Below are 25,278 nucleotides of genomic sequence, written 5' to 3'. Positions count from 1 at the left end.
TTCCTGCCAGCGCTCACAGATATCTATCACTGCTTCTATCTCAGCAGCAGACTGATGCCAGTTAACCTTAAAACCCTGTTCTTTTAAATAAGAAAAAACTTCAAGGTGAGTTTCAAATTCTCTTTCCGAATGGGAAATAAGATCATAAATTAAAATCGAAAGGCTGCGCTGAGCTGCAATTTTGCTGTCTAACTGCCTAACTGAGCCAGCAGCTGCATTACGGGGATTAGCAAAAGGAGACTCATCATTTTCCATCCTTATTTCATTTAAACGCTTAAATTCACTTTTAGGTAAATAAATTTCTCCTCTGAGTTCCAGTTCAGCTTCTTCTTCAATTTTTAAGGGAAGAGAACGAATAGTTTTCATGTTTTTGGTGATGTCCTCACCCACTTCGCCGTTACCGCGAGTAGCACCAAGTTCAAAACTGCCGCCACTGTAGCGCATTACTGCTGAAAGCCCATCAATTTTATGTTCAACAACATACTGATAGTCTTCACCATCAAGGTTTTTTTGTATTCTTTTATCAAAATCTCTTAATTCTCCTGCCCCAAAAGCATTATCCAGACTGAGCATTGTAGAAGAATGTTCAACTTTTTTGAATTCATCTAAGACTTCTCCACCAACTCTCTGGGTAGGAGAATCTTCTGTTACTAACTCTGGAAATTCATTTTCCAATTTAATTAATTTCTGCATTAATTGATCAAACTCAGCATCAGAAATTGAAGGATCATCTAAGACAAAATACTTATATTCATGTTCTCTAATCTTTTCCCTTAATGCTTTTATCTTTTTTTCAGCTTTTTCTTTTGTCAGTTTAGCCATCTTTACACCTACCTATACTTTTTGAATTGGCGCAAATTCCGCCAATAAATTTCTAGTTTTGCCCTGTTCAAAGGCAATCTTTAATTCTGGATTTTTATCGCCTCTTATTGATAATATAGTACCAATTCCCCAGCGAGGATGAACAATTCTCTGTCCAATAGCATATTCAGTTCCAGAGTTGTCAGAATGAATCAACTTTTCTTCCTCTGCCATTTCAGAACGTTTATCAGCTGTCCCAGCTAAAAGTTCTTCAGGAATTTCTTCAATAAATTGAGAAGGAGGATTCATCTTTCTCTCTCCAAAACGGAGCCTGACCTGAGCCCTGCTTAAATATAATCTTTCTTCAGCCCGAGTCATTCCAACATAGCAGAGGCGTCTTTCTTCTTCCATTCCTTTTTGTTCAAACATTGAATTAGAATGAGGAAAAATACCTTCCTCCATTCCAACTAAAAAGACAACTGGAAATTCTAATCCCTTAGCTGAATGAATAGTCATTAAGGTAACTGAACTCTGCTTTTCATCCATTGAATCAATATCTGACATTAGAGTTACTTCTTCCAAAAATCCGGCCAGTGTATTATTATCACTATTTTTCATATATTCGTTGATAACCGAAAATAATTCTTCAATATTCTCCAATCTATTTTCAGCTTCAGCAGTTTTTTCTTCTTCTAAATTGTGTCGATATCCACTTTTATCTAAAAGTTTTTCAGTCAGTCTTGCTAAAGCAATTTCATCCTTTTCTGATCTCAATTTTTCGATAATTTCTGTAAAGTGAAGTACTCTCTTAGCGTAAGTTCCACTCAAAGCAGGATTGGCTTTAGATTTTAAAGCAGCTTCATATAAATTTAATCCCTCTGCCTCTGCAAAATCTTGAACTTTGCCCAGAGTTCCAGCACCAATACCTCTTTTAGGCCGATTTATTATCCTTAAAAAACTAATATCATCGGCTGGATTATAGATTAACCTTAGATAAGCCATAATATCTTTGATTTCCATCCGCTCATAAAAACGAACTCCTCCAACAATTTGGTACGGTATTCCATATTTCATCAGCATATCTTCAAATGGCCTTGACTGTGAATTAGTCCTGTATAAAACTGCTAGATCATCAAAAGTCAGTTCTTCTTTTTTAGTCAGTTCTTTAGCTGTTCGGCAGACAAAGTCTGCTTCTTCTTTCTCATCTTTTGCTTCATAAAGTTTCAGTTTAGGACCCTCACCCTGATCTGTCCAAAGTTCCTTCTCCTTCCGAGAAGAATTGTTTTTAATTACAGACTGTGCTGCTTTTAAGATATTTCCTTTAGAACGATAATTCTGCTCCAAACGAATAGTTTTAACGTCAGGATAATCGTCTTCAAAGTTTAAGATATTTCGGATATCTGCACCTCTAAAACCATAGTAGGGTAGGAACCCAACGCCTTACTTTATCTCTAAAGCAGGTTTTCAGTGAACCCCCCTCCGAACCACACGTACTCCTTTCAAAGTATGTGGCTCTCTATTAATGATTTATTTAGTTAATCAAGCTTTCCTTCATGAAGTTTATCATGACATTCTTTACACATTATAAGAGTTTTCCTATTTTTAGCTATCATTATTTTCTCCCATTTTTTCTTCCCTTTTAGATTTTTAAGTTTATTAACATGATGGACTTCGTATTTTTTATTTTCATCTTCTGTACCACACATTTCACATTTATAAGCTTTAAGTCTATCAACTAAACTAGTTGTATTGTTATAATAAGGATATAAATTTGGGTATTCATCTACAGTATTTGAGTCATAATCATTCAATTGGTAATCTCTTACTTGTTTAAATCCTTCATTGTAAAATGGCAGGAATTTTTCTCCTTTTTTTGTTTCATACCATATACCCCAATCTTCTCCATTTTTTAATTTAGTTTTAACTTTTGATATAGTACTTTTTCGCTTATTTGCTATTGTAGCCAGACAACTATATTCCATTACATGTCTGAATTGCCACATATATACCGAAACATTTTTAGCCAGTCTATAATAATTATATAAACCTCTTATTTCAGCATTATAGTGACTTATAATTTCTAATTCGGGATGATTAATTAGTTTGGGTCTATGCAACATACGCCAATCTTTGCTGTCAACATCTTTAACAAGATTGTGTTTTACAACATAATCTTTTATTCTATTTTGAGGCATATATAAGGCAACTCTTTTATTATTATTTCTTACCTTATGTCCTCTTTTATTTTTGAAAGTTCTCTGGTCATTCATTATTGATATATCATATCCTAAAAAACTTGCTTTCTTTGAGTTATGTGTTATTAATGTTTTTTCATTAGATAATTCTATATTTAATTTCTTGTTGAGAAAATTATTTAAGTCTTTTTTAATCTTTTTACAATCATTTTTACTTCCATATACTCCAATAATAAAATCATCGGCATATCTTACATATTTAATATCTTTATAACCTTCGTGTATTGGATCATAATATGGTAGACTTAATTTTTTCTTTTCCCATTCTTTCTTTTTATTAATTATATCAGCTTTTTCCTTATCGTTAAGTTTATCCCAAATCGGATTATATTTTTTCTTTAATCTTCTTATTTTGGTGGCATATTTTCTATATTCAGTGTTACGTTTTTTGGATTTGGGATTTCCTTCTTTAAATTTTTCTCTATATTCTTCAACATATTTATCAAGCTGATCAAGATATATGTTAGCAAGTACTGGACTGATTATTCCTCCTTGAGGAGTACCAGAATAGGTTCCGTAATACTTCCAATTATCAATATATCCTGCTCCAAGAAACTTCCAAATTAATCTAATGAATTTTTCATCTTTGATTTTTTCTCTTAGAATATTTATTAGAATATGATGATCAATAGTATCAAAGAAACTTTTAATATCTCCCTCAACAAACCAATTAATACCAGTAAATTCTTTTTTAACTTCAATTAGAGCTGTATGACAACTTCTTGCTTTTCTGAATCCATGTGAATGTTTAGAGAAACTTTCCTCATATATGGATTCTAGAATCATTCTGACCACTTCCTGGACTAACCTATCATTAAATGTAGGTATTCCTAATGGTCTTTTTTTGTCATTCTTTTTTGGAATATATACTCTTTTTACTGGTTTAGGTTGATATTTTTCATTTCTCAATTTTTGGATTAGTTTTTTAACTTTACTTATACTAAATCCATCTGCTGTCTGACCATCGACACCTTTAGTAGAACTTCCATGATTGGCATATATATTATCATAGGCTTTAAGATAGAATTCCTCGTTATATAAATTTCTGTATAACCTCTTAAATGTGTAATTATCTTTTTTAGCTTGTTTCGCCAAATTGTATAAAACTACCATAGGATCTCTCATAAAGCATCTCGCTCCTTCCTATTTATTCTATACTATCATTAACTGTCATCCTTCGCCATGTAATAGGCTTTCCCTATTTCAGACTACTACGATGACTCCGAGACCATTTAAGATATTCAGTTCCTTAAAAAGAACATAGCTTTTAAGCATTCCTATTTAGGTCTTCTCCATTTAGATTAATTGGTTCTGGATGTGTAATTATCGGATAGGACTTTTGACTTTTCCTTATATCTATAAGTGAGCCAACCTTATTTTGAATATCAATCAATGAAAGAGCATCTATATTTCACTGATATTGATACCAAGATTCCATTTATCTCTTGTTATCAAGGTTGATATCAGGTTAATAGCCAACTTTCCCTGATAGAGGACCATAACACCTCTCAGTCTATCCTTCAAGCAGTCTAGCTTTTATCCTTATATTACACCTTATGTCTCGCTCTTCAGTCGCAACTCGTTGACTAGTTGACTTAGAGCTTTAACAACATGCTACACTCCCCCTTGAGTTTCCTCTTAGGATAAGTTGTTTGACATTAAGACAGATATTCTTGTCTTAAAGGTTCCAATACCTTAAAACCATAATAACCCTTATGGACGCACAATCCCCTGATCAGGATCACCCACAACACAAATATTACGGTAGCGCTCTGCCAGCAAATTCACCAGCTGATATTGAGCATGATTAACATCCTGATACTCATCAACCAGAATATACTCAAATCGCTCCTGATAGTGCTCTAAAACCAGTGGGAATTCTTTAAAAAGTCTTACTGTCTGCTGAATTAAGTCATCAAAATCCATCGCATTATTTTCTTTAAGTCGTTTTTGATATTCTTCATAAATATCAGCAGCGGTCTTATCAAAAAAACTGCCTGAGAGTGAACTCATCTGTTCTGGCGTTTTTAATTCATTTTTAGCACTTGAAATTTTATTTAAAACTGATCTTGGTTTTATTTTTTTAGGATCAAGATTTTTTGACTTCAAAACCTCTTTCACAAGTTTCCGTTGGTCAAGGCTGTCAAAAATAACAAAATTTTTATTATAGCCCAGTTTTTCAGCCTCCCGACGCAGAATTCGTACACAAAAAGAATGAAAAGTACTAACCCAGAGACTGCTGTTTACCCCACCAACCATCTCTTTTACTCTTTCCTTCATCTCATTTGCTGCCTTGTTGGTAAAAGTAACAGCCAAAATATTATAAGGGGAGACTCCGTAATGATTGATTAAATAACCAATTCTTCTGGTTAAAACCCTTGTTTTACCACTGCCGGCACCCGCAAGTACCAGTTCCGGTCCCTGATGATGTTTTACAGCTTCTTTTTGAGCCTGATTAAGATTTTTCAGTATTTCACTATCTTCCACCGAACCACTTCCTTATTTAAAATTATTTTTTTATTTACTAAATTCATTAAAATCTTTTTCCAAATTTCTGTTTTTTATTAATTCCTCTACAATCTTATTGCCTACCGCTGCTGAAAAATATATTAAATGACTGCTGCAGCTGCAGTCACTGGCACCAAAACCATCAATCAAAGTTTTTCCACCATTATCTATTAAAATCCGGGCTAGAAAACATTCTCCCGCCCCCGGCAGTTCAAAAACAAAATCACTTTCTATATCTGCTTCAGCTAAAAAATAATCTATATGCCAGTGATAATTTTTATCAGAACTGTAATGACGATCAATTCTTGCCTTAAGATTGCGCTGAGCTGTTCCTGCATAAAAGTAATATCCGGGAGGAAAAATCTTTTTTCCCAAAGCTCCAATCTTAATTTCTATTTTCTTTTCTAATTTTATTTTTAAAATATAAACTCCACCATCAGGGTAGTTCTGCATCTAAATCACTCCACTAAATAGTCATATTCTGGATTTAATCAACATTCTCCTGCATATTTAACAGAAAAAATGCCGGTATCCCAGCATCTCAATTATAATACATTTATTAGTTTTTATCAATTTTTTCACTTAATGCCATAACTATATCGAATAGAACATCAATTACTAAAGATAAGAAATAACCACTCAATACCCTTATCTGTGGTTAGTAAATAAAAAATAACCCAATTTTGAGTACCTAAGAATGACAAAAAGATGCTCAGGGGAGAGCATCTTTTTGCATAGAGTATATTTTAGCATTTGGGCAAATTTATTATAAACCTCTATTAATAATTTAAATTTAAAGGTCTACTTATTTTATTAATTTTAGCATTTTTTCTTTTCAACTTTACCAATAAATGAAAATTTTATTATTTTGTGAATAAAGTAACATGAATTTACAAAAAATTATTTACACATCTAAGTAAATATTTAAATTATATCTTGTACTCATAGAATAACATAATAATCTTATTATTTCAAACAGTAAAGTGTTTGATTTCACATTTTATTTTCTTTTAAAATTTGATTAGCTTCTTTATACTCTGTTATATCCTATTTTTACTTACTAAAATCAATTAATCTTTATTTTTACTAAATCGTTAAATAATAATTTATTGATTTTAGATTCTTTAAAAAAATGTTATAATATAATAAGAACTAATCAATAAGTATTAATTCTTAAGACTTAAATTTAGGAGATGATAATATTAATAATAAATTTGAAATTAATGAAAATAATAATATGTATCAAATACAAGAAATGCAGGAAAAAGCAGTTTTAGTTGGTTTAAATGAGGGAGAATTAAAAGAACTCCAGCTGCTTATTGAGACTGCAGGTGCTAAAACTATTTTAAAAATGACTTATCATGACCGCAAAATTGATCCCGCTTATTATATCGGCAGTGGTAAGGTAAAAGAAATTAAAGAGGCTGCAGAAACAGTTGCTGCTAATTTAATCGTTTTCGATAATGAACTTTCCCCTGTTCAGCAGCGTAATTTGGAAGATAAGATTGAGATTAAAGTTATAGATCGAGCCCAGGTTATCTTAGATATTTTTGCCAGGCATGCCCACAGCCGCGAAAGTAAAATCCAGGTCGAATTAGCTCAATTAGAATATCGTCTTCCACGGTTACAGGGGCGAGGTATAGAAATGTCAAGACTAGCAGGTGGGATTGGCACCAGAGGTCCTGGTGAGACAAAACTTGAGGTTGATCGACGCCGCATTGAAAAGAAAATTTATCGCCTTAAAGAAAATTTAAAAGAGATAAAGGCGAGTCGAGAAGTTCAACGAAGCAGCCGTCAAGACCCAATTGCAGCACTTGTGGGTTATACAAATGCTGGAAAGTCAACTCTGATGAACAAACTAACTGGAGCTGGAAGCCATACAGCCGATAAATTATTTGCTACTTTAGATTCTACAATGCGACAACTTCAACTGCCAGTAGGACAAAATATTATTTTAAGTGATACTGTTGGATTTATTAATAAACTACCCCACCAGTTAATTGCTTCTTTTAGAACCACTTTAGAAGAAGTTGAAAATGCTGATATAATTCTTCATCTAATTGATGCTTCAAATTCTGAAATGGAAAAAAACATGAGAATCGTAAATAAAGAAATTAACGAACTTGTAGATCCGAGCTGTAAAATAATTAAAGTATTCAATAAAATTGATTTAATTGAACAATCTAAACTTAATGATTTGAAAATAATTTATCCTGATTCCCTTTTCATTTCTGCTTTAAAAGAAATTAATATCGATACTGTAATTAATAAATTAAATGAAATTATTAGTAATGAAATGATTGAAATGGAACTTGATCTTCCTTACTCTGAAGCCAAATGGATAGAAAAGATTCATAATACAGCTAAAGTTTATGAAGAAAAATATCAAAAAAACAATATATATCTAAAAGTTTTAATACCTAAAAAAATAGCTTCAAAATTAAAAAAGTACCGCAGAGAAAGTTAATCCTCTGCGGTTTATTTTGATTATTATTTAGTTTTATTTATTATTTTCTTTTTCAAATATTATTTCCTCAGTATTAACCTCTGGTATTTCATTTTCTTCTATCTCTAGCTCAGATATAATAGTTTCTACATCTTCTTTTTCAAAAGTATAAGTATTGTTACAGAAATGACAGCGAACTTCTATTTCTCCCTGTTCAGCTAAAGTTGATTCAATTTCTTCTTTGCCCAGGCCGGCTATTAACTCAAAACTTCTTTCTCTACTACATCTGCATTTAAATTCAACATCTTTACGAGCCATAATTCTATAATCCATATCTCCTAAAAGTTCCTCTAACAATTCTTCTGGAGTCATACCGGATTCAATTAATTTACTGACAGATTTTACTTTTGTTAAATTATATTCCAGCATTTGGATGGTTTCTTCAGAAGCATCAGGCAATAACTGAATAATAAATCCTCCAGCAGCTTTAACACTAAGATCAGTATCAACCAGTACACCTAATCCTACTGCAGATGGAACCTGTTCTGATGCAGTAAAATAATAAGTTAAATCCTCACCGATTTCACCTGAGACTAAAGGAACACTGCCTGTATAGGGTTCTTTCATTTTCATGATTTTTGTCAGTGAGAGTTCACCCGCGCCAACAGCTTTTGCTACATCAAGCTTACCAGAATCGGTCTGATATAAATCCAAATTTGGATTTTCAATATAGCCGCGTACTTCCCCTTTTTGATTTGCGTCTGCAACAATTTTGCCTGCAGGTCCTGTACCCTCTATTTTTAAAACAACTTCATCTCCAGACTTAACCAAAGAACCAGTCAATAAAGCCCCTGTGATCACTCTACCTAAAGCTGCAGTTGCAACAGGTGTAGTTTGATGTCTTTCCTGAGCTTCTTTGACAATATCAGTAGATTTAACTGCTAGAGCTCTAATTTCTTTATTAGTTGTTATTACCCTAATTAAATAATCTTTCATTGTATAATCTCCTCCAACTTAAATTATATCAAAATTAAATTCCACTCATTTACTCATACATTATTTTATTAAACTGAGTTCTAAAGTCAAATTATTTTAATTTAAAGCAAAAAAATTATTGAAAATTCCCAGGTATTTAACTTCACTATCTGATTTTTCTAGAACAAAAATTGTAAAAAATACAAAATCATCTGCTTTTGTTTGCAGTTCCAACATAGGTGCTGCAACTGCTCCTCCAAAAATTCTTTCAATATCAGTTTCTGCTTCTGATTTTATTTCGGCAACACCCCAATTAATAAATTCTTCCCGGGTAGGATTAGTAATAGCTGCAGAAATTAAAATAATTAAAATAATAATTACAGTAATTAAAAGCTTTTGCACTTAATTCACCTCTTCCTTTTTTAATTGATAAATGTCCTCTGCTATTTTTACAGCTCTGATGACAAAATTAAAACAATTGATCTTTAAAGAATACTCAAAATCTTCTTTTGGCATCTCCGATTGAGCTGATTCCACAAAAAATCTGTCTCCAGCTGGACTTCGAAGTTTATCTTTGATTTCAGCTTCACTCAAAATACTATTTCCAATTAAAAGTTTATTTAATTCCTGCATATATAGATTATCTTCTTCAGCCTCAGCTGTTCCATTATTACCCATTGCTACAATTGAAAGTAATTCCGGCCTTTTATTTTTAATATATTCTGCTGCAGCATTGATATTAACAAAACTACCTGCAATAATTTCTTCTGCATTTTTAGCTGCAATTATACCTTTAGTTCCTGCACTGGTACTTAAAACTATTTCTTTACCAGAAAAATCGTTTTGAGAAATAAAGTAAGGTGAATTATTATAATCAAATTCTGCAATTTTTATTCCTTTTCTTTCTCCAATTAAAACTGGTGAATTCAATTTTCTTTTTAATTTTTTAGCTGTTTCAATTTTACTAACTATATAAATTTTATCAGCCTTACTACTGAAAAGATAAGCAGCAGTTGTATAAGCTCTAAAAACATCAACAATAACTGTTAATCCTTCTGCTTTTTTTGCTCCTGTTAGTAATTTTAAATTTTTTATTTTAATTTTCATCACTCTCCTACTTTGCTTTAATTGAATTTTTAAAAATAAAGCAGATCAGCTTTTTTATTTTGCCACTAAATTACTAATAAAATTCTCTATTTTAGCAGCATCTTTATTTTTAATAAACCTTTTAAAAGCAGAGCTTTCTTTTAAAAGATTCTTTAAATTTTTTTTATTTAAATTTGCCTGCCCTAAATTTTTTTCTCCGTTTTTAGTGATTAAAACTTCTCTGTGTGATATATATTCATAGCTTATAAATGCTTCTGCTCTTAGAAAATCTAGAGCTCGTTTAATAGTGATTTCTTCAACCTCAAGAGCAAGTGCTGCCTCTTCTAAATTAAAGATTCCATTTTTATTTTTTAGACTGTATTTTAATAAAGACAATACTTTTTTTATAAAATCATTAAAAGTTATAACATCATTTCTTGAATTTATTAAAATTAACTTTTCTGCAGCAGTTGAAAGTAAAACCTCTTTTAAAACAGCAGGAGAAGATGGTAATGTAATTAAAACTAACTTTTCTGCTTTTCGATAATAATTTCGATTCACAAGTGGATAAAAATTATATTCCTGCAGTCCCTCTGCAAAATAAACAGTATTGACAGATCTAGTTTGAATTTCAGAAATATTTTTTTCTCTCCAATCAATAATTTTTACTGAATTTTTCTTTTCTTTTTTAAAATGAAAGTTTTTAGATTTATCTTTTAATGGCTTTAAAGCTTTAAGCACAAGCTGCAAATTTTTATTCCCTCTGTAATTATTTTCAGTTAAATTACAGGCTGCTTTTTGAGTGTAATTATTTTCTACTTCCCCACTCCACCACCAAAGAGCAGTTATTCGATTATCATCACTGCTTAAAATAAGTCGTTTATGCCTGCCAGAAGAAATCTCACGGCTGCTGATAACATCTGCCTCCAAATAAAATAGTGGTTCTGGATTCGACTCACCAAAAGGCGCAAAGCGCCGTAAAGATTGATAAAATTCTTCATTAATTTGGCAAAGTTCTAAATTTAAATCTGTTTTAATTTTAAAATCTGATTCAAGCTTATCTAGTTTCTGATCAATAAGCCGCTGAAGCCTTAATTTAAATTTTTCTAAACGATCTTTTTTTAAAGAAAAGCCTGCTGCTGCAGCATGACCACCATGTTTCTCTAAAAGATCAGAACACTCAGAAATTAAATTATTAATATTAATACCTTCTATTGAACGCGCTGAACCTGTTATAAATTCTCCGTCCAAAGTAGATGTCATTAAAACTGCAGGGATCTGATAGTTTTCAGTTACTCTTCCAGCTGCAATTCCAATTACTCCTTGATGCCAATCAGAATTATAACTGATTAAAGCCTTTCTTTTTTGAGGATTAATTTCTTTTTCAAGTTCTAAATAAATTTGCTGACTTATTTTTTTTCTATAATCATTTATTTGACTTAATTCAGCAGCTAAACCAGCAGCTTTACTTTTGTCTTCTGCTAAAAGTAATTCCAATCCTTTTTCAGCACTATCAACTCTACCGGCCGAATTCAGTAGAGGACCAATTTGAAAACCAAGTGTTTTTTCGTTTATCTCTAAAGGATTAATGTCAAGTTCATTATATAAAGCTTTTAAACCAATTCTTTCTGTAAATTGTAATTTTTTTAAACCTGTTTTAAATAAATAACGATTTTCTCCTTTTAATGGTACTACATCTGCTATTATTGCTAGTAATAATAAATCTAAATAGTCTTCCTCTTCTCCCGTTTTATCTGCTTTTTCAAAGATTGCTTTGATTAAAAAATATGCCATTCCAGCTCCAGGCAGCCAATAGCCCTGATGATCCTCTGGTAATAATCTAGGAGAAATCACATAATCAGCAGGTGGTAATTTATCTGGTAAATCATGATGATCTGTAACAACAAAATCCATACCTGCTTCTTTTGCAAATTTCACTTCGTCGTAGTTGCTGATTCCACAGTCACAGCTAATAACTAAATCCATTTCAGCTTGATACCCAGCCAAAACTTTTTTATTAAGCCCATATCCTTCTTTAAATCGATCCGGAATATGATAATTAATTTGATCACTCAGCTGACTGAGAGCACCAAATAGGATTGAAGTTGATGTGATTCCATCAACATCATAATCTCCATAAATTAAAATTTTACTGCCATTTTTGATATGCTGTAAAATAAAATCAGCAATTTTATATATTTTTGGAAAATCATCTAAATTTAGGGGAATATATTTGTCTATCTCTAAAAACTGGATTAGTTTATCTTTTGTATCTAAGCCTCTTTTTTTTGCTAAACAAGCGAGTTTTTTGCTTTTTAAATATTCCACCAATTCAGCTGAGGGTTCACATTCTTCCGCTTTAATTATTTTCATCTTTAACCTCTCAATCTCTATACTTAAAAATTATATCAGAATTAAGATATCTAAAATATCTTCTCTTTTTATCTTTAAGTTCTTTACGATCAAGCACAGACCCATCCCAACTATTAAAAAGATCATCATATTGATCTAAATTAAGTTCAATTAAAAAGCATTATTATGTCGATTTGTATGATAAATATAACGAAGCTGATAATCATCTTGATTTTTAAACATAAATTATTGAATAATTTTTTTAAATTTATTCTTAAAATTAACCTCATATTAAATAATTACTATAATCTTGTTTTTGTAGCTTTTAAAATTCCATTTCTTCTACTGAGTCCCAGTCAAGATTTAATTTTAAATCATCCTCAATTATTTCTTTATTTTCAGTAGTTTTTCCTCTACAAATTGGTCTGTATTCACAAAAACGACATTTATTTAAGTCATCAGTTAATGAAAATTCATTTTCATTTAAAATTTCATTGATTAATCTTTCAAAATAGTTTTTATCCTTTTTAAAATCATCTTTACTGTATTCTATTTTCACTTTTTCTTTTGGATAACGAGGATTCCAATAAATTAGTATAGGCATATTCTTTAATTCATATCGATTTAAAAAATATTTATAACCAGCTTCAAATAAAAGAAATAAATAGAAACGACTCTGCATTGACTTCTCAATATCTTTTTCAGTCAAACTTTTTTTATCAGTTTTCCAGTCAAAAATTATAAATTTCTTTCCTTCATAATCATATTTTAAAAGATCATATTTTGCCAGTAATTTAAGATTATTCTTTTGAAAACGCAATTCCTGTTCTGCAGAAACTACATTTTTAGCTGCCGCAAAAGATTTTAATCTATTCAGCCAGGACTGCAGCAGTTGGTTAGAATTTAGAACAGTTTCTCCCATAGTTTCACTATAATATCTTTCAGCTAATAGGTGAAAAAGCTTTCCCTGTTTAAGATCTTTTTTTACTTCTTCATTCATCCCCCATTCAGCAGGCCAATATAAACCGTCTAAATAACGATATTTAAAACGCCTTCTACATTTATTAAAAATTGCCAGAGCAGATTGAGAAAAATAAAGATCATTTAACGTGCTTAATGGCATTTAATCAGCTCCCTGCTGCTTTTCTTTTTTTCTATTATTGATAAACTTATCTAAAGAACTAAAAATAAATGCAGGATCCTTTTTCCATTTTCCATGTTTTAAATGCGTACTTAAAAAAAGATTGCTGCGGGCTCTAGTAATTCCCACATATAAAAGACGTACCCTTTCAGCTATCAGTTCCTGTCTTGCTTTATAATCTACATTTCTTTCTTTTTTTTCATTCAAAATATATTCTAATTCTGCTCTAGCAGAAGCTTTTGGATTTTTTATTTCTTCATTTAGATAAAATTTTTCTCCCATAAAATAGTCATCATTATCATGCTGAAAATGACTTGATGTCAGGCTGCCAATAAAAACAGTATCCCATTCCATACCTTTAGCTTTATGAATAGTAGACAAAGTTACCTGATCTGGTTTTGCTTCAAAACCTTCCATTTCAGTTAAAGTTTCAGCAAATTGCTTAATTCGATCCCTTATTTCAGGAAGTTCTGCTGTTAATTGATCCAAGCGCCAGGCCGGATTATCTTTTAAAAGTCTGCCGAATTCTAAGGCTAAATTTTGAGCTAAAGCCAGTTTTTTACCTGTAAGTCCGATTCTTTCAGCTAAAAACAATACCAACTCATCTGGTGGTAATTCCATCGAAGCCTGAAGCCACCCTTGAATTTGCAGTAAACTCTTATAAAAATCTTCAAAACCATCTTTTTTTCTAAATTCAAGTTCAAAATTATCTCGATTTAAACCTGATAGAGGAAAAATTAATTCTTGATTTTCATTTTTGTCTAAGCTGGTGTCTAATAGCTGTGTCAATTCTGGCTTTTCTTTACTAAAGAGTTCAGCAAAAACCAATTTTAAATTATCCTCTGAGGCAGGAGAGGTTAAAAATTTTAATACTACCTCTATTTCTGTTAAAAAAGCATTTCTCGAGCTGCTGCCAGCAAGCTGGAACTCTCCCCCCAAACTATTTATTTCTCTGGCAATTTCTTCTAACTGCCACCCTGTAGGCATTAACACTGCTGTAGTTGCTTTAGTATTTTCATTGGCTTTACGCAGAGCCTGGCGAGCTATAAATTTTTTTTCTGTTTTCCAAGTTTTAAAAGCACGACTCCCAATTCTATACCCTTTCGGCTGAGGATTAGGCGCTGGATCATCTTTAGAAACTGCTTTTATATATTTAGATTCTAAAGGCTCAATTTCTCTTTCAGAAAATTCTTCCTGACTCCAGTCAATAAGGTAATTAGCTAAATCAATAATATCCTGGCTGCTGCGGCTGGAAACAGCCATAGTTTCTACCTTAACCTCTTCTCTTTTACAGTAACTACGAAATATTTCTGGATCAGAAAGAGTAAAAGTTCCTGTAATAGCCTGGTTGCTGTCCCCAACTCGAACTAAATTATTATTATCACCTGTAAGTAAATAAAGCATTTCCTCTTGAGCTTGATTAGAATCCTGTGCTTCATCTTCAAAAACATATGCATACTGAGAAGCAATACGCTCAGCAAAATCAGCGTCTTCTTTTAATAATTTTAAGCTCTGCTGAACAAGATCATCAAAATCTAAAAGTCCAGCTTGAGCCATTTTAAATTCATACTCTGAAAAAATATCTACTGCTGGCGTTAAAATATTTGCAGATTTAAGATTCGAATATTTAACCATATTTTTTAATTCTTCCCCATTTAAAAGCTTAAGCTTGAAATATGAAATCATAGAAGCTACAAAAGCTGGAAAATCTTCCTCTTCCCATTTTTTTAGATATTTTTCAAATTTATAACTATTTTTTTCTAAATTGAAAAAATGCTGGAGCAGTTTATTATTTTCTCCTGCCCATCTGCGGCATAAATCTTTTATCCAGCGATAACGCTTACCTGATTCAATTAATTGAAAATCTTGATTAATTAATCTTGACTCAGGTTTTTCTTTAATAATGCCGAGAGCAAGAGAATGTAGAGTTTTAACACTATAACCCCTACTGCGGGGTAAACCTTTTTCTGCCAAAAAATCTCCAATTCTTTTACGGAAATTTGCTACAGCAGAATTCATATAGGTTACTATTAATATTTTTTGATTATTATTTAATTTTTTCTCAATCAGCTCTGCTGCAAGATGTGCAAGAACTGTCGTCTTACCTGCTCCTGGAACAGCAGGTACAGCAAGCTGTCCATCTTGATATTCTAAAACTTCTTTCTGTCCAGGTCTCGGTTTAAAATTCATTAATTACTCTCCTCTCACATCAAACCAGCGATAAAGTGGTCCTTCTTGCTCTCTACCACTGCTGTTCAAAAAACTATCTGCTACATAAATACCTTTTTTTACTTTATAAATCAAACTAATCAAAAAGTCACTAAGTTGATTTAATCTGATTTGCTGATCAATTTTATCATCCCAGGCTGCCTGTTTTTTCCACTGATCCGTATAAATATAAGGATTAACTAGTTCCTTGGCAATACTCTGCATCCATTCATTACTTGAAATATCAAGCAAAAATAAATAATCTACTCCTTTTAATTCAGGTGAAAATAAAAATTTATAGGGAGAAGCAAGAATCACTCCTTTGTCTTTTTCCTGACCCTTAAAAAGAGTTTCAGCAGCAAGAGTCCCCTCATAAATCATATTAATGTAACGCTCACTCAAATCATCTTTTTCCTGATGAAAATTTTCGACTGCCTGATGAAAACGGGCTACTGATTCAATCATTTGTCTGCAGGCAAAAACATCTTCCTCAGAAGGATTTAAAGGAGCTAACAGTTCGCTAAAAACTAGTTGAAAAAAATCTTCTATTTCTAATTTATTTTCTTTTTTGTCCTGGAGCCAATCTCTTAAATAATCATATTTTTCTGCAGAATGAAAATTAATTTTTCCTCGTAAGTTTGATTGATCAAGATCAATTAAATTCATTCCAGAAGCAGCGATTTCTTCCGCTAAGATATATGATCTTAAAGGATCAAGTTCTAAAAGAAGACTTAAAGCCTGCTGCAGTGATGAAATGCCAACAATATTTGTCTTACCACAATAAAATAAATATAAAATTAAAAGTGCTCTGGCGAAAGGAATATCAATTAATCTTTTAGATCGATTAAAATTGCTTAACTGATATCCATTTTTTTCTAGAATTTGTTCTAAACTAAAACTTAACACCTTATCAATATTAGGAGAAATCACTGCTATTTGATCAGCTTTTGTACCTTTTTTAAGTAAAGTAATAATTTCCTTAGCTACTTTAATTAGCATTTCTCCTCTTAATTCACTATCTATTTCCGCTAACAAAAGTTTTGATTTTAGTGTATTTTTTTCTCTTTCCTGGACAACCTCCTTTATTTGCTCTGCTAATTCAACACTGGCACTTGAAGATGTATAGTTTTCTTTTAACTGAATTATCGCTGCCTCTGAATTAAAAAACTTTTTTTTAGCTGCAGCTGGATTACCCCCAAAGAATCTATTAAAACCACCACTTTCATTAAAAGTAAAAATCCCTTTCAATCTATTTTCTGTTAAAGTTTTAATTAAACTTTGACCGGCAGGAACAAGTTTTTCTAAATCATCCACTAAAAGATAACTATAACTATTATTTAAATTATTAAGATATTCTGAGTCAGATAAGAGATACTGATTAAATAAAGTCACTGCAGCTGAATAATCAAAAAGCCTATAATTTAGAGAAAATTTCCTAAATGTTTTCATTATTCTAATTGACTGCTCAGCATATTCTCTTCGTTCTTCATCATTTTGAGTCCAACTTATTAGTCTCTGCCTAAGTTCTTCGAAATTAAGCATGTTAAAAGCTGCTAAATTCAAATTATCTATTAGCTGTACTGCAATCTGGACCGGCCTCGCTTTTATATTTCTAAAATAAGCTTTTTCCTCTCTATATTTGGCTACATAGTTGCTCATCAAAAAATGGGAAGTTTCTATGTTCATAAAAGTAGGTTCAATAATCTCATTTTCTCCACTATATTTTCTCTCTACTGCTGGCCAGTTCTTATTTAACTGCTGATTTACAAAGCCAAAATAAGTATAAATATTTAAGTTACCAACCATTTCTAAGTTTATTTCTTCTCTGAATTGGCTGACAGAACGAGCTGAATTCAAAAATAATAGTATTTCTTCACTTCCAATTTTAGAAGCCAGCTTCTGATATTCTTTTTTTAATTTAAAACTTTTACCACTTCCTGTACTTCCACTATATATTTTGTACACTGTCAGCCTCCTTTGCTTTTGTGCTAAGCTTGATGTTTAATCTATTCGCAGGTTTAATATAATTAAAAGATATTTTAATACATTTCTTAGTAGATTTCTATAAAGAACCATACCATTAAAAAGATCTGCATAGCTAATCTAACTGCTGTACTGGTTAAAAATGCTAATATGCTGCCCACTGCAAGTCTAAATGAATCTTTTTTATTTCTACTCTGCCAGTATTCTGTAACAAAAATTAAAATAAAAGGTGCAATTATAAATCCTAATGGTCCTAAAAATATTGTTCCAAATATCATACCAATGACAGCTGCAAATATAGTTTTATTATTGCCACCACGTTTTTTAATAAAATAAGCATTTGCTAAGTAATCAGCAAAAAAGATGAGTACAGTTATCAAAATCGCTCCAGTCCAAAAATATGGAGAATAATTAATACCATTTTTAATTATTTTATATAAAATGATAGCAGACCAGAAAAAAATAGAATCTGGCAGTACTGGTAAAAATATTGCAGCGATTTCAATTACAAATAAAATTACTACCATAATTATTAAAAATATATCCAAGCTTTTCACATCCTTTGAAAATAATATAATTAGTTTTTTGATATCCAAACAATATTTAATTTTTCTTTAAGCCTGAAATTAATTATAACATAAATAACAAAGAGCAAGCAAAAAACCCTGTTTATTATAATAAACAGGGAGTTCACTTACTCTTAAAATTAGTTTTAGAATAAATCAATTATTAACTTTTTCTCTATTTTACTTTGAATAACAGGAATCTTGAATTTTATTTTTAGTAGAAATTAATTATTTTTTACAGCAGTTAATACTTCATTTATATCAGGTAGTTCAGGAATATCATATTCTTTAATCCAAAGAACTTTTCCCTGATCATTGACTAAAATATTTACTCGACCAGATATTCCTTTTTCTTCAATAAAAATACCTAATTTAGAAGCGAATTCTCCGTGAGGCCAAAAGTCAGATGCTAATTTTAAATTTTTTAAACCTATATTTTCAGCCCAAGCTCTCTTAGATGGAACAGGATCAACACTAATTCCAATTGGAACTGTATTATTTTTTTCGAATTCTTTATAATTATCTTCTAGTGCCTGCATCTGATTACGACATACACTTGTCCAAGCTAAAGGATGAAATGACAAAAGAACATTCTTTCCTTCAAATTTGTCTAATGTAATTTCTTCATCATTGTGATCTCTTAAATTTATTTCTGGAATCTTAGCTCCTACTTCAATCTTCATTAAATATACCCCCTATTAATTATATTTAAACCTGAGTTATTAACTTGTATTAATTATATATAAATTGAAAATAAATATCAAGTTAAAATTTAACAAAATCGATAATTATTTTCTTTTTTTTTATAATAAATTATGATATAATATTTTATAATATTAGCTGGCTGTGGCGCAGCTTGGTAGCGCGCTTCGTTCGGGACGAAGAGGTCCGGGGTTCAAATCCCCGCAGCCAGACCATTATTTTAAAAACCAATAATTTGCAAACAAAAAAGCAGCAAACTCAATCTTCAGAGACTGAGCTTACTGCTTTTTTAATTATATTTTATATTTTATATATTTTTTTCTAACTTTTTCATAATTGAGCGAGCTATTACAATTCCAGAAACAGAAGCCTGCATCAGACCCCTTGTTATTCCAGCCCCATCTCCACCAAAGAATAGATTTTCTACTTTACTTTCCAGATTGTCATTAACATTTAAGCGTGAAGAATAAAATTTAACCTCTACTCCATAAAGCAGTGTATCTCTTCCATAAATTCCTGGAGTTATTTTATCCAGAGCCTTTAACATCTCGATAATCCCTGTCAGATGTCTGTGCGGCAGTACCAGTGATAGGTCTCCTGGAGTTGCATCTTTAAGTGTTGGCTCTGTAACCGATCTAGCCAACCTCTCTTCGGTAGTTCTTCTGCCTTCAAGCAAATCACCCAGTCGTTGAACTAAAACCCCTCCAGCCAGCATATTAGCAAGTTTGGCAATATCTTTACCATATTTAATCGGCTCGTGAAAAGGTTCAGTAAAAGTCTTACTAACCAACAGAGCAAAATTAGTATTATGAGTTTTAATATCAGAGTGGCTGTGTCCATTAACAGTAATTAAGCCCTGATTATTCTCACTTACTACCTCACCATATGGTGACATACAAAAAGTTCTTACCTTGTCCTCAAAGGTGGGAGTATGATAAATCAATTTTGATTCGTATAAATTATCAGTCATATATTCCGTTATTGCAGCCGGACATTCGACCCTAACTCCGATGTCTACTGGATTAATTGCAGTCTGAATATCTAATTTTTTTGCCTGATTGGTTAACCATTCTGCGTTCTCTCTTCCGGCTGCAGTCATTACAAAATCCGCTGTAATTTCATCTCCGTCAGCAGTCTTAACAGCTTCAATTTTATCATCTTCAACTATAAACTGCTTAACATTAATCCCAAATCTAATTTCTACCCCATTTTCTTCCAAATAATCCTGCATATTCTGCAGAACCACCTGACTGTAACCGGTTCCTAAATGTCTTAAACTGGCAGGGATAAATTTCAATTCAGCTCTTACAGCTTTTTTTCTAATTTCATCCTGCTGATCCTCAGCAACTCCAAAAACACGGTCAGGTGCACCAAATTCCATATAAATATCATCTGCATAGGAAATATTATCAATCAGTTCCTGTCTTCCTATATAATTTTCCAGATTCCCTCCAATATCAGGAGAAAGTGAAAGCTTACCATCACTATAGGCTCCAGCTCCACCCCAACCTGAAACTATTGCACAACTGGGACAGTTGACACAGCCCATACCAGGGTTCTCTTTCATTGGACAAACCCTTTTTTTTAAATTAGTTCCTTTTTCTATAATTAGAATATCTAAATCTGCTTCCTTTTTAACAAATTCTACCGCAGTAAATATTCCAGTTGGTCCAGCTCCAACAATAATCACATCATAATTTTTTTTACTCATTAATTTTTTAACCTCCAGGTTTTTAAATAAAGTCTAATTAATTTCTTTAGACAAACCAATATTATAATTTCTAGACAAATATCTAAATTCCTGCTTTTAATTTATTTTTTTCTTTCACAAATAAAAACCGGCCCTATAGACCGGTTTACAAAAATATACATGTTATACATATATAATAATTTATTTAATGTGTTCTTCTAAATCACTTATTTTTTCAATACTCATTTCTTCTGCCTTATCTTCCTTCATCAGCAGACAAAAAGTATTATTGGCTTCTGCATAATCCAGCCAGATAATATTATTATTTTCTTGATCCCATTCTTTTACTGTCTGATAAGCCTCTTCAGATTCTATAATTTCTTCTTCATATCCCATGGTTGTCATTAGAGTTGTTCCAGTATACTCCCAGTACATATCAACTTCTCCTGATTCAATAGCAGGTCTTAAAACTGCAGTTTCCCCAAGACTTGTTCTATCATCTACTGGATAACCATGACTTTCAAGCAGCATTATAGTCATATTTCCTAATATCAGCTGTTCTGTCCAGGGTTTTGAAGCAACTGCGATTGTCGGTCCATCTTTTTCTTCAACATTTTCAGCTAAAAGATTATTTGCTTTTAGAAAATCTTCAGCAACTTTTCCAGGGGATTCTTCTTCAACAGCTACTCTTTTATTTAAATCAATCTGGGTTTCTTGATCAAGCAGAGGTGGCAGCTCATTGATTAAACTTTCAAGCTCTGGGTAACTCGCTAAAATTTCCTGTCTGATAGTTGGTGCCAGATTATATACTGGAAAAAATCCTTCGTCATCTTCTAGAATTCTAAGATCCATAGAAGCAATTCTTCCATCAGTTGCAAAACCAATTGCTACATCAACCTTATTGGAGTCCAGGGCTTCATAACCAAGTCCTACCTGCATTGTATTTACATTATCATCATTAAATTCAAACCCATATGCCTCCTCTAAACCACTAAGACCATCCTTTCTCTCATAAAAATCTATAGTTGTTGCCAGTCTAATACCTTCTGGTTCTGCCGAGCTTTCCATTTCAGCAGCTGTTTCTGTATTCTGAGACGTCTCTTGAGCCTGATTCTGAGCTCCATCCTGTCCACAGCCAGTTAAAACTAAAGCAAAGACCAGTGAAAGAATCATTAAATAAAATAAAACTTTTTTCTTTTTTAACATATTTTCACCCTTCCTAAATTTTTTAAATTTAGATTACTCCAGTTTGAATATTTCTAATTAATTATTCTGCAGCATTTTTTCTATCAGATCAAATAAACGATCAATTATTATGGCGATTATTGCAGATAAAATAGAACCCAGTAAAATTTTTTGTGTATCAAATCTGACAAGACCAGTAAAAATAAGCTGACCTAAACCTCCTGCGCCAATCAAGTTGGAAATAACTGCTGTACCTACACTGATAACAGCTGCAGTTTGGATACCTGCAATAATTATTGGTAGAGCAAGAGGTAATTCAATTTTATATAAAACCTGAAAAGGAGTCATTCCCATTCCCCGAGCCGCCTCTATTATCTCATCTTCTACATTATTTATACCAGCTATAGTATTCCGTACAATTGGTAAAAGTGCATAAATAGTAAGTGCAGTCACAGCTGGAAAAAAACCGATACCCAAAAGTGGGAGAAAAAGAGCAATTATAGCCAGACTTGGTAAGCCCTGAGCTACATTAAAAACTGCAATGATTTTACCTGAATAATCTCTCATAAGATCTCTACTTAAAAGAATACCTGCAGGAAGTGCAATTATAATTGCAGCTGAAACAGCAATTCCAACTAATTGTAAATGTTCAATCATTAAATAAATACCTTCATCAATAAAAATTTGCCAGATCTCATTCCACATTTATTTTCCCTCCCCGGCTGAATCCTCTTTTAATAAACCAGGTGAGACTAAAATCCTTTTTAAAATCTCCATCATAATATCAACAATAATTGATATTAGTGAAATTAAAATAGCGCCGGTAACAATCATTTCTGTTTTAGTTCTAACAATTCCCTGATAAATTAGCTGGCCTAAGTTACGCTCACCTATAAAAACTGCCAGAGTAGCAATTCCAACCATCATTACAAGCGCAACCCTTATTCCAGCTATAATGACCGGCATCGCCATCGGCAGCTGCACCTTCCACAGAATCTGTTTTTCTGTCATCCCCATTCCTTTAGCCGATTCCAAAATGGCTGGGTCTACTTCGTTTAAAGAAGTATAAACATTTCTAACAATTGGAATCATTGAATATAAAACCAGTGCAAAAATTGCACTTCTCATATTAAGACCAAAAGCCGGTAATGTCATTAATATACCATAAAGTGAGACACTGGGGACAGACATAATCAGGCTGCCAAACCCCAGTAATGATTTTGCGGTTTTTTCCCTGTTTCTAATTATAATTCCTACACTTACCCAGAGAATTAAGGAAAGTATAATTGAAATTGAAATCAAATAAAGATGTGCTAATGTATATTCTAAAATTTTATCCGAATTTTCAAAAAAATATTCAATTACAGCCATCTTAATCCCCCTTTATTCTTCCTGATTATATTCATCACTAATATAATTTTGAATAATCTCCATTGTAATTGTTGCTTTCAGATTATTATCACTGTCAACTATAGGAATTAAAGTTACATCATTTTCTATCATTTTATTTAAGACGTCTTTTAAAGAGGCATCCTCTTCTATCACAGGAGTCATTTTTATATGTTTTTCCCAGTCAGACTCCTCATTTTCTTTGAGTCTTTTTAAATTAACATAACCCATTAATTTTCTTTTATCTGCAGTTACAAGAATATACTTCTGTTTTGATTCTTCCAGTTTTTTTATTACCTGTTCATAACTTTCAGATCTATCTGCTTTATAAAATTCTTTTTCCATTACTTTTTTAGCCTTTAAAAGATTTAAGACTTTTAATCCTCTATCTGAACCAATAAAATCTTCAACAAATTCATTTTTGGGGTTAAATAAAATATTTTTTGGAGTATCATATTGAACTAATTTCCCCTGATTCATTATGGCAATTTTGTCCCCCATTTTAATTGCTTCATCAATATCATGAGTAACAAAACAGATAGTCTTATTAATCTTTTTCTGCAGTCTAAGAAATTCATTCTGGAGATCAGCTCTAGTAATAGGATCAACAGCCCCAAAAGGCTCATCCATTAACATAATTGGAGGATCTGCTGCCATTGCTCTGGCCACCCCCACTCTCTGCTGCTGACCCCCTGAAAGCTCATTAGGATATTTATCCAGATGGTTATCAGGATCCAGTCCAATAGTTTTTAGTAATTCTTTTACCCTCTTGTCAATTCTTTCAGGATCCCATTTTAATAATTTTGGAACAGTGGCTACATTTTCTTTAACTGTTAAATGCGGAAAAAGACCAATTTCCTGAATTACATAACCAATCTCTCTACGCAATTCACTTTTCTCCAATGAAATAGCATCTTTTTGATTAATATAAATTTTCCCGGAAGTTGGTTCAATTAATCTATTGATCATTTTAAGAGTAGTTGTCTTACCACAGCCAGAAGGGCCTACAAAAACGCAGATTTCGCCTTCTTTAACTTCTAAATTTAAATCAGAAACTGCCTCTTCTTCAGCAGTAAAATATGTTTTTGATAAATTTTCTAATTTAATCAATTAACATCCCTCCTTAAAAAGAAAAAAGCGTCTCCTATTGTATTATTCTAAATTTTAGAAATTAATCAAACTAAATAATTTGTACTTCATTTTGTCTTTTGATATAATTTACCTGGGATGGAGTATATTGCGGCTCTTTTAAAAGAGTAACGCTCTAACATTTGTGTACTCCGTCCCATTTTCTTTTGTTTTATAAATTTGTTCATAATAGGTGGATTAGGCTAGTATCCTCCTTGCGGCTCTATCTTACTAGAGTAACGCTTTATACGAAACTGCCATCCACCTATTTTATCATCAGAGACGTTAAATAGGACGCTGCGAATCAACGCTAATCCAAATAGGGCACGCCCTGATGATAATTTAAATAAATCTAATTAAGTAGCTGATCACTGTGGAACATCAAAACTACGTATTTGTCGATGTTGATACTCACAAAAACCAGCATACCGCCTATGTCTTAAACTGTTTTCATCAGAAAATAGTATTAACTCAAACCCCCAATAATCCAGCCAGTTTTGAAAGTTTTATTCAGGATATTAGTTCTTTCAAAACTCCTGATAAATCTGATGAAATTGACGCTGAAGCCAGAAATACTATCATCAAGAGCACAATTGAACACCTGAGATTACTTGCAAAATCTCTTGAGAAAATAAATAAGCAACTTAAAAAGGCAGTTGAGAAAAGTCAGTATCAGCTAACTACTATGCCTGGTATTAATTTTAAACTGGCTGCATTATTTATTTCCAATTAAACCATGCTTTTTATATGCTTGCATTCAAACAGGTAGGTAAAACCAAAAATAGCAAAATTAAAAATCCTGTTTCCTACAAGTACTACCAGAAAACATTGATTATGAAGTACTTGATAAAACTGGTTAATTT

Annotated in this window: 19 protein-coding genes, 1 tRNA gene and 2 pseudogenes; 3 read left to right on the top strand and 19 right to left on the bottom strand. The window is 31.9% G+C overall.

Annotated features, from left to right (window positions below; translation table 11 throughout):
* The 5 genes and pseudogenes from CI949_RS05535 to CI949_RS05515 all read right to left on the bottom strand — a co-directional run.
* Positions 1-822 (bottom strand): annotated as a pseudogene (locus CI949_RS05535) (NAD-dependent DNA ligase LigA); the annotation flags it as partial.
* Positions 823-834: 12 nt separating this feature from the next.
* On the bottom strand, positions 835-2,145 hold the full coding sequence (locus CI949_RS05530) for a 3'-5' exonuclease (RefSeq protein WP_234971177.1): 1,311 nt from the start codon (positions 2,143-2,145) through the stop codon (positions 835-837).
* 191 nt (positions 2,146-2,336) lie between these two features.
* On the bottom strand, positions 2,337-4,181 hold the full coding sequence (locus tag CI949_RS05525; protein ID WP_089723193.1) for a reverse transcriptase/maturase family protein: 1,845 nt from the start codon (positions 4,179-4,181) through the stop codon (positions 2,337-2,339).
* Between the two features lie 600 nt (positions 4,182-4,781).
* Positions 4,782-5,543 (bottom strand): annotated as a pseudogene (locus tag CI949_RS05520) (UvrD-helicase domain-containing protein); the annotation flags it as partial.
* 30 nt (positions 5,544-5,573) lie between these two features.
* Entirely contained in the window at positions 5,574-6,017 is a 444-nt protein-coding gene (locus tag CI949_RS05515) for a DUF123 domain-containing protein (RefSeq protein ID WP_110300794.1), read from the bottom strand.
* 784 nt (positions 6,018-6,801) lie between these two features.
* Here CI949_RS05515 and hflX point away from each other — a divergent pair.
* A complete protein-coding gene (gene hflX / locus CI949_RS05510) occupies positions 6,802-8,031 on the top strand; it encodes a GTPase HflX (RefSeq protein WP_290763799.1) in 1,230 nt (409 codons plus the stop codon).
* 33 nt (positions 8,032-8,064) lie between these two features.
* Here hflX and hslO read toward each other — a convergent pair whose 3' ends face one another.
* The 9 genes from hslO to CI949_RS05465 all read right to left on the bottom strand — a co-directional run bounded on the left by hslO (position 8,065) and on the right by CI949_RS05465 (position 19,004).
* Positions 8,065-9,006, bottom strand: a complete 942-nt coding sequence (gene hslO / locus CI949_RS05505; protein WP_110300795.1) for an Hsp33 family molecular chaperone HslO — start codon at positions 9,004-9,006, stop codon at positions 8,065-8,067.
* A gap of 96 nt (positions 9,007-9,102) precedes the next feature.
* Positions 9,103-9,387 carry a hypothetical protein gene (locus CI949_RS05500; RefSeq protein WP_089716067.1) on the bottom strand — a complete coding sequence of 95 codons (285 nt, stop codon included), beginning with the start codon at positions 9,385-9,387 and terminating at the stop codon, positions 9,103-9,105.
* A complete protein-coding gene (locus CI949_RS05495) occupies positions 9,388-10,092 on the bottom strand; it encodes a 2-phosphosulfolactate phosphatase (protein ID WP_234971175.1) in 705 nt (234 codons plus the stop codon).
* A 54-nt stretch (positions 10,093-10,146) separates the two neighbouring features.
* Positions 10,147-12,444 carry a single-stranded-DNA-specific exonuclease RecJ gene (gene recJ / locus CI949_RS05490; RefSeq protein WP_110300796.1) on the bottom strand — a complete coding sequence of 766 codons (2,298 nt, stop codon included), beginning with the start codon at positions 12,442-12,444 and terminating at the stop codon, positions 10,147-10,149.
* A gap of 304 nt (positions 12,445-12,748) precedes the next feature.
* Positions 12,749-13,546 (bottom strand): PD-(D/E)XK nuclease family protein, encoded by a 798-nt coding sequence (locus tag CI949_RS05485; protein ID WP_089716065.1) that lies wholly within the window; start codon positions 13,544-13,546, stop codon positions 12,749-12,751.
* Positions 13,547-15,754, bottom strand: a complete 2,208-nt coding sequence (locus tag CI949_RS05480; RefSeq protein WP_110300797.1) for an ATP-dependent helicase — start codon at positions 15,752-15,754, stop codon at positions 13,547-13,549.
* A gap of 3 nt (positions 15,755-15,757) precedes the next feature.
* The gene (locus CI949_RS05475) at positions 15,758-17,737 is read right to left on the bottom strand and encodes a UvrD-helicase domain-containing protein (RefSeq protein ID WP_073156898.1); all 1,980 of its coding nucleotides are present in this window, start codon (positions 17,735-17,737) and stop codon (positions 15,758-15,760) included.
* An 86-nt stretch (positions 17,738-17,823) separates the two neighbouring features.
* Positions 17,824-18,312, bottom strand: a complete 489-nt coding sequence (locus tag CI949_RS05470) for a DUF456 domain-containing protein (protein ID WP_223174587.1) — start codon at positions 18,310-18,312, stop codon at positions 17,824-17,826.
* Between the two features lie 233 nt (positions 18,313-18,545).
* Complete coding sequence (locus CI949_RS05465; protein ID WP_081374506.1) at positions 18,546-19,004, bottom strand: redoxin domain-containing protein; 459 nt, start codon at positions 19,002-19,004, stop codon at positions 18,546-18,548.
* A gap of 157 nt (positions 19,005-19,161) precedes the next feature.
* Here CI949_RS05465 and CI949_RS05460 point away from each other — a divergent pair.
* Positions 19,162-19,238: transfer RNA gene (locus CI949_RS05460), tRNA-Pro, on the top strand.
* Between the two features lie 92 nt (positions 19,239-19,330).
* On the opposite strand, the gene CI949_RS05455 is transcribed toward CI949_RS05460, so the two are convergent.
* From CI949_RS05455 to CI949_RS05435, 5 genes are all read right to left on the bottom strand, one after another.
* Positions 19,331-20,734 carry an NAD(P)/FAD-dependent oxidoreductase gene (locus CI949_RS05455; protein ID WP_073156890.1) on the bottom strand — a complete coding sequence of 468 codons (1,404 nt, stop codon included), beginning with the start codon at positions 20,732-20,734 and terminating at the stop codon, positions 19,331-19,333.
* A gap of 180 nt (positions 20,735-20,914) precedes the next feature.
* Complete coding sequence (locus CI949_RS05450) at positions 20,915-21,919, bottom strand: glycine betaine ABC transporter substrate-binding protein (RefSeq protein WP_290763758.1); 1,005 nt, start codon at positions 21,917-21,919, stop codon at positions 20,915-20,917.
* Between the two features lie 57 nt (positions 21,920-21,976).
* Positions 21,977-22,603 (bottom strand): ABC transporter permease, encoded by a 627-nt coding sequence (locus CI949_RS05445; protein WP_089655146.1) that lies wholly within the window; start codon positions 22,601-22,603, stop codon positions 21,977-21,979.
* Positions 22,604-23,269, bottom strand: coding sequence for an ABC transporter permease (locus CI949_RS05440; RefSeq protein WP_089655145.1), 666 nt, complete (start codon positions 23,267-23,269; stop codon positions 22,604-22,606).
* Between the two features lie 12 nt (positions 23,270-23,281).
* Entirely contained in the window at positions 23,282-24,397 is a 1,116-nt protein-coding gene (locus CI949_RS05435) for a betaine/proline/choline family ABC transporter ATP-binding protein (protein ID WP_089655144.1), read from the bottom strand.
* 391 nt (positions 24,398-24,788) lie between these two features.
* Here CI949_RS05435 and CI949_RS05430 point away from each other — a divergent pair, with 391 nt between their 5' ends.
* Positions 24,789-25,148, top strand: a complete 360-nt coding sequence (locus CI949_RS05430) for a hypothetical protein (protein ID WP_089655143.1) — start codon at positions 24,789-24,791, stop codon at positions 25,146-25,148.
* The last annotated feature ends 130 nt before the right edge of the window (positions 25,149-25,278 follow it).

It is taken from the genome of Halanaerobium sp., from assembly GCF_003070835.1.
Note: the sequence above shows the minus strand (reverse complement) of the source record. Positions and strands in the feature narration are given on the sequence as shown.